This is a genomic window from Rhodococcus sp. EPR-134 (genome assembly GCF_001647205.1).
In the GTDB taxonomy this organism is placed as follows: Bacteria; Actinomycetota; Actinomycetes; order Mycobacteriales; family Mycobacteriaceae; genus Rhodococcus_F; species Rhodococcus_F qingshengii.
The window spans coordinates 1-5883 of the sequence record NZ_LVCT01000529.1 but is presented as its reverse complement, the minus strand read 5'-3'; the positions used below and the strand labels follow the sequence as shown (position 1 = coordinate 5883).

Genomic DNA, 5883 nt, shown 5'->3' with positions numbered 1-5883 from the left:
GACCACCGACCCCCGCGTCCACTTCGTCGAAAACCATCGTCGCACCGGTGTCGCTACCAGCGAGAACAACCTCGAGCGCCAGCATGACGCGTGACAGCTCGCCACCGGAAGCGCTCTTGCTGATCGGAAGTGACGGTGCCCCGCTGTGCGCGGACAGACGGAATTCCACCTCGTCGACGCCGGCAGACCCGGCATGAAGGTCTACTCCCCCGACGCTGAGCGGCGCCGAGTCCTGCGGGCCGGCAGGCTGCGAGCGCACAGTCACCTCGAGACCCGCACGTCCCATCGCCAGACCGGCGAGTTCCGCGCTGACGGCTTTGGCGAGCTTTGCCGCTGCCTTGACTCGCGCGGCGCTCAGCTTTGTGGCGGCTTCCGCGGTGAGGCCAGCCGTCTCCTCGACCTGCTTGGCCAACAGCGACAACGCATCCGAGGACACGTCGAGTTTGGACAGACGAGCGCGAGCGGTATCTGCCCATTCGAGAACACCGTCGACATCGGCGGCGTACTTGCGAGTCAGAGTCTTCAGTTCCGATTGCCGCGACAGCAGCGAGTCCAGAGCACCCGGGTCTGCGGGCAGCCCGGACAGATAGGTGTTCAGGTCACCGGCAACATCGGTGACGACGGCAATAGCGTCGGCCAACCGGGAACCGAGGCCGTCCAGATCTGCGTCGGTGACCGACTCGATACGCGCCCGCGCTTCGGACATCAGGTCTAGCGCCGGCATGACCCCGACGTCGCCGTTGGCCATGTCGTCACTACCGGCGAGCGCAGCGTGCGCCTCTTCCGCAGCCGAGCGGAGCGAATCGAGTTCACTGAGTCGACGAACTTCGGCAACGATTGCCGTGTCCTCGCCTGGCTCGGGTGCCACGCCGTCGATTTCGTTGAGCGCGAAGGTCAACTGATCTGCTTCTTGCGCCAGTTCACGAGCCTTCGACGTGCGTTCGATCAACTCCGAACGAGCATCTAGCCATTCACGACGGTGTTTGCGGTACCTCGTCAGCAGCGTTCCGATTGCCTTGTCCCCGAAGCGGTCCAGCGCATTGCGTTGCTGGTCGGGACGAAGCAATCGCAGCTGATCGTTCTGTCCGTGGACAGTCAGAAGTGGGTCCGTGAATTCGGAGAGAACTCCCGCCGGCACGCTTCGTCCGCCGAGATGAGCCCGTGAGCGGCCGTCGCTGCCGACTGTCCGGACGGCGATGATGGTCCCGTCCTCGTCGCGCTCGGCGCCGGACGATTCCAGGATTCGGACGATCTCACGCTCGGTGGCCGGTGAGACGTCGTCGGCGATGAATCGTCCTTCGACGACGGCTCGCGACGCGCCCAACCGCACCCGACCGGCATCGGCTCGCGCTCCGCTGAGGAGGTGCAAGCTGGTGACGACCATCGTTTTACCTGCGCCGGTTTCACCGGTCAGGACGGTCAGGCCCTCGTGGAACTGGGCGCTGGCCTCGGAGATCACACCAAGACTGTCGATACGGATCTCTGCGAGCACGATTAAGGCTTCCTTCCTCGCCATCCGGTAACCGGAAGCTCGAACTTGCGAACCATCCGATCAGCGAAGGGCGCAGAGTCCAACCGGACCCACTTGACGGGAGTGGCGCCGCGAACGATCTCGACGCGAGCGCCGGCAGGCAGTTCCAACGTACGACGCCCGTCGCAGAAGACCAGGCCGTCGTGGCTACCGGCGACGGTCTCCACCGCGATGATCGAATTCGGGCTGGTGACCAACGGCCGCGCGAACAGCGCATGCGCGTTGCTGGGTACGACGAGCAATGCTTCGAGTTCGGGCCACACGACGGGGCCGCCTGCAGAAAAGGCATAAGCGGTCGAGCCGGTGGGAGTGGACACGAGAACACCGTCGCAACCGAAGGCAGATACCGGTCTGCCGTCGACCTCGAGGACAACTTCGAGAACTCCCAAACGCGAACGGTTCTCGATGCTGGCCTCGTTGAGCGCCCACCCGCGGTCGATGATCTCGTCGTCCACCCGAATCACGACGTCGAGTGTCATACGGGACTCGACGCGATATTCCTTGCGAACTACTTGTGCGAGAGCCTCGTCGAGATGCTCGGCCTCGGTCTCTGCCAGAAATCCGATCCGTCCGAGGTTGATGCCCAGTACCGGAATGGACGCTTCTTGAGCGAGTTCGGCGGCGCGCAGAAATGTGCCGTCACCGCCGAGAACCAGAACCAACTCGCATCCGACGGCAGCATCAGGGCCGGGATGAACAACCGTGACGTCGAGACCCGGCGCAGAGAAGCCCGCGGGTTCCGTCATTGCTTCGATGCGCGAGCTGTCTGCTTCGTCGACGAGGACTCGCAGCCCGATTCCCGCCCGTTCGAAAATCTTCCCGACTCGCTTGGCGGTTTCCGTGATGTCACGTCGACCAGGGTGTGCGACAAGAAGGATCTCGCGCGACTCGCCGTTCGTGACCGCGTTCACTGGGGCCCTTCCTCTACAGCCTTGCGAATCATGTCCTCCACCGAAGGAATTCCCTCGGTGTCCGGCTCGTGATCACCGGGCGAACCTGTCTTTCGAAGCCACAGGAAATACTCGACATTTCCCGACGGACCGGGCAATGGGCTGGCCACGACACCTAACGTCCGCAGACCTACCTTTGCAGCAGCCTCCGACACGTCGAGCACAGCCGAGATTCGCAATTCCGGATCTCGTACGACGCCACCGGCACCGACGCGGTCCTTGCCCACCTCGAACTGAGGCTTGACCATCGGAACCAGGTCCGCGCCGTCAGCAGTACAGGCGACAAACGCCCCGAGTACAAGTTTGAGAGAAATGAACGACAAGTCCGCGACAACGAGATCGACAGTTCCGCCGATGGTCTCCGCATCAATTGCACGAACATTGGTTCGGTCGATGACGTGCACCCGGTCATCGGACTGCAGGCGCCACACCAGTTGTCCGTAGCCGACGTCGACTGCGACAACTTCCTTCGCACCACGCGTCAGCAGAACATCGGTGAACCCACCGGTGGATGCGCCGGCGTCGAGGCAACGGCGACCTTCGACCGTCAATCCTTCGGCACCGAAGGCGTCGAGTGCGCCGATCAGTTTGTGAGCACCTCGCGACGCCCACGAAACTTCCTGCTCCACCTCGACGACCCGAAGTGGCGTTCCGGCTTCGATCGCCGTCGCAGGCTTGGTCGCAACGGCTCCCGAGATGAGAACTCGCCCGGCGGAAATCAGTTCTTGCGCATGATCTCGTGACCGTGCGAGTCCGCGACGGACAAGTTCGGCGTCCACCCGTGCTCTACGTGCCACGTCAAGCCCTGTCCACAGAGGCGAGTGCCTGGACGAGCACCTCGTGTGCCTGTTCCAAAATATGTGCCTTCTGCGGAATCACACCTGCTCCGTGCTGATCGTTCGGATCCTGTTCGATGCCGCCGAGGCGCGCCAGCAAACCGTCGACGTCAGAACGTATGCGTTCCGGATCGACGGAAGGGCGTGGCCCGGGCAACGGAGATCCGTTACTCGTGTTTCCGGGGTGCGGTGTCGGCGTGCTCATCGGGCACAACGTTAGTGCATGGCTCTCGGTTACGCATACACCCGCACCCCCGCGAGTCGAACACATTTGCGAGAGATCAGACGAGCCAGGATGCAAACAGATCCGCCACGCCGGCATCCGACGCTTCCAGGGTCCGGAACGACGGATTAGCCCATGCGACAGGCGCAACCGCGCGTAGAAGCGACATCTCGTCCCCGACAACCGGGCCGTCGACAACCAGCGCCGACCCGTTCACGGAGACAGACCACTTGGAGTCCGCACCGACCAGCGATTCGACGGCCGGCTGATTGAGCGAATCCAGAGTTGCTGCAATGTAGGTGGGGCGCTGCTCAACCGGAGCCCGCAGTACGTCACCCGGCGTGCTCACACCGGTGAGAACCAACAACGAGTCGATCGAAACAGCGTGTGCGCCTTCGATATCGGTGTCCAAACGATCACCGACCACCAGTGGACGCGAGCACCCACTGCGAGCGAGCGCGTCCTCCATCAGCGGTGCAGCAGGCTTACCTGCCACCAACGGTTCCTGCTTGGTCGCAGCGCGTAGAGCTGCCACCATCGAGCCGTTGCCCAGCACCAAACCCCGCTCCGACGGCAGTGTTGTGTCCAGGTTTGCCGCTACCCACAGCGCACCGGCCCGGATCGCCAAGCACGCCTCGGCAAGGATCGACCAGTTGGTCTCCGTCGAATGTCCTTGAACGACAGCAACCGGAGAATCCGCGAATTCGCGCACCGGAAGCAACCCGACGCGCGTCACCTCGTCGGCCAATGCGTCGGTACCGACGACGAGCACAGCGGCACCGGGTTCGAGACGCTCCGCCAACAGACGCACCGCCGTCTGAGAACTGGTGACGACACGATCGTCTTCGGAATCGAAACCGAGTTCGGTCAGATGCGCCGACACTGCCGAAGGTGAGCGACTCGCATTGTTGGTCACGTAGTACAAGGCCTGCGTGCCCTGACCGAGAGCTGCCTGGGTGCCGGGAATCGCATGAGCTCCGGCGTACAGCGTGCCGTCGAGATCGAGCAAAAGTACGTCGTACTGAGTACGAAGCACGGTCACTGATCTTCTCCGGTCAACTCGGCCACCCGTTCTTCAGCATCCGTGTCACCCTCGAGGTCAGCAGCTGCAGCGTTGAGGAACCACTTCAGTCCGTCTTCGACACGACCAGCTGCAACGAGGGCATCGGCGTAGGCGTAGAACAGCCGAGCCGCAGCTTCACCGGTACGCGCTGCGTCCAGATCCTTGGTCTGCAGTGTGACAACTGCCTGATCGAACTGACCGAGATCCATGCGGGCGCCTGCGACGACGATCCTCAACTCAGACGCCTCGTCGCCCGAAAGCAGGGCAGCCTCGTCGCTACGGCCGAGCTCGATCGCGCGTTCTGGTCGACCCAAACCGCGTTCGCAGTCGGCCATGACAGCGATCAGACCCGGTCCGCCAGCCATTCGACGGGCAGCACGAAGCTCGGAGAGAGCTTCAGCCCATTCACCGGCGTGGTACGCGGTGATTCCGGCAGCTTCACGAACGACCGCAATTCGGCCGGCGCGCTGACGGGCAGCGCGAGCGTGGAGCAGTGCGAGTTCCGGATCTTCGTCGACGAGCTTGCCCGCCATGACGAGGTGACGCGCAACTGTGTTGGCGTTGTCCTTGTCGAGGCTGAGCAGATCCCGACGAACGGCTGGGTCCAACTCCGTGGGCTCTACGTTGTCGGGCAAATCCGGTTCGTCAGGTCGTGCTTGCTGACGGTTGCGGTCGCCATCGCGTCCACGAGGGGTGAACCCACCCTCGCCGCCGCGACGCTGTCCGCCGTTGAATCCGCCGCCGCGGTTACTGTTTCCAGCACCGCCACGGTTGTTGTCTCCGGCACCACCGCGGCGGTCTCCGCCTGCAGCGCCGCGTGATCCACGCCCGTCGTTGTCACGACGGGGGCCACCTGATCGAGGCGCTCCTCCCCCACGGAAGGACCGACGCTCGTCGCCATTCTCCGACACAGTCATTCCTCTCATACAACGCACGAAAGGGGACCCAATATGTTGGGTCCCCTTTCGGTTAACGGGTGTTCGGCGGTGTCCTACTCTCCCACACCCTGTCGAGTGCAGTACCATCGGCGCTGAAGGGCTTAGCTTCCGGGTTCGGAATGGGACCGGGCGTTTCCCCTTCGCTATGACCGCCGTAACTCTATGAAACTGTCACAGTAACCTTCTTCTGATCACCTGGTTTCACCACCCGTCAACACCAGTTTCTGGTGTTGGGGGATGGAGAAACAGGGTTTCTCATCAGTATCTGTGTGTTGTTTCAGATACCGCACAGTGGACGCGTAGCTTCTTTGTGGTAAGTCCTCGGCCTATTAGTACCAGTCA

The 5883-nt window shown here is 62.9% G+C and carries 6 protein-coding genes and 1 rRNA gene; all 7 read right to left on the bottom strand.

The genetic code is table 11. From position 1 onward, the window contains the following. Nucleotides 1-1492, bottom strand: a 1492-nt coding sequence (gene recN, locus A2J01_RS24155; RefSeq protein WP_064113762.1) for a DNA repair protein RecN, incomplete at its 3' end; no start/stop codon positions are given. 2 nt (nt 1493-1494) lie between these two features. Beyond that, on the bottom strand, nt 1495-2442 hold the full coding sequence (locus A2J01_RS24150) for an NAD kinase (protein ID WP_003946132.1): 948 nt from the start codon (nt 2440-2442) through the stop codon (nt 1495-1497). Further along, nucleotides 2439-3278 (bottom strand): TlyA family RNA methyltransferase, encoded by an 840-nt coding sequence (locus A2J01_RS24145; protein WP_003946142.1) that lies wholly within the window; start codon nt 3276-3278, stop codon nt 2439-2441. The genes A2J01_RS24150 and A2J01_RS24145 overlap by 4 nt, the downstream gene beginning before the upstream one ends. A 1-nt stretch (nt 3279) precedes the next feature. Continuing rightward, on the bottom strand, nt 3280-3522 hold the full coding sequence (locus A2J01_RS24140; protein ID WP_003946140.1) for a hypothetical protein: 243 nt from the start codon (nt 3520-3522) through the stop codon (nt 3280-3282). Nucleotides 3523-3598: 76 nt separating this feature from the next. Continuing rightward, the gene (locus A2J01_RS24135; RefSeq protein ID WP_058226686.1) at nt 3599-4582 is read right to left on the bottom strand and encodes an HAD-IIA family hydrolase; all 984 of its coding nucleotides are present in this window, start codon (nt 4580-4582) and stop codon (nt 3599-3601) included. Further along, the gene (locus tag A2J01_RS35365) at nt 4579-5520 is read right to left on the bottom strand and encodes a hypothetical protein (RefSeq protein ID WP_073513327.1); all 942 of its coding nucleotides are present in this window, start codon (nt 5518-5520) and stop codon (nt 4579-4581) included. The genes A2J01_RS24135 and A2J01_RS35365 overlap by 4 nt, the downstream gene beginning before the upstream one ends. Before the next feature lie 61 nt (nt 5521-5581). After that, a 5S ribosomal RNA gene (rrf, locus tag A2J01_RS24120) occupies nt 5582-5698 on the bottom strand. Between the last annotated feature and the right edge of the window lie 185 nt (nt 5699-5883).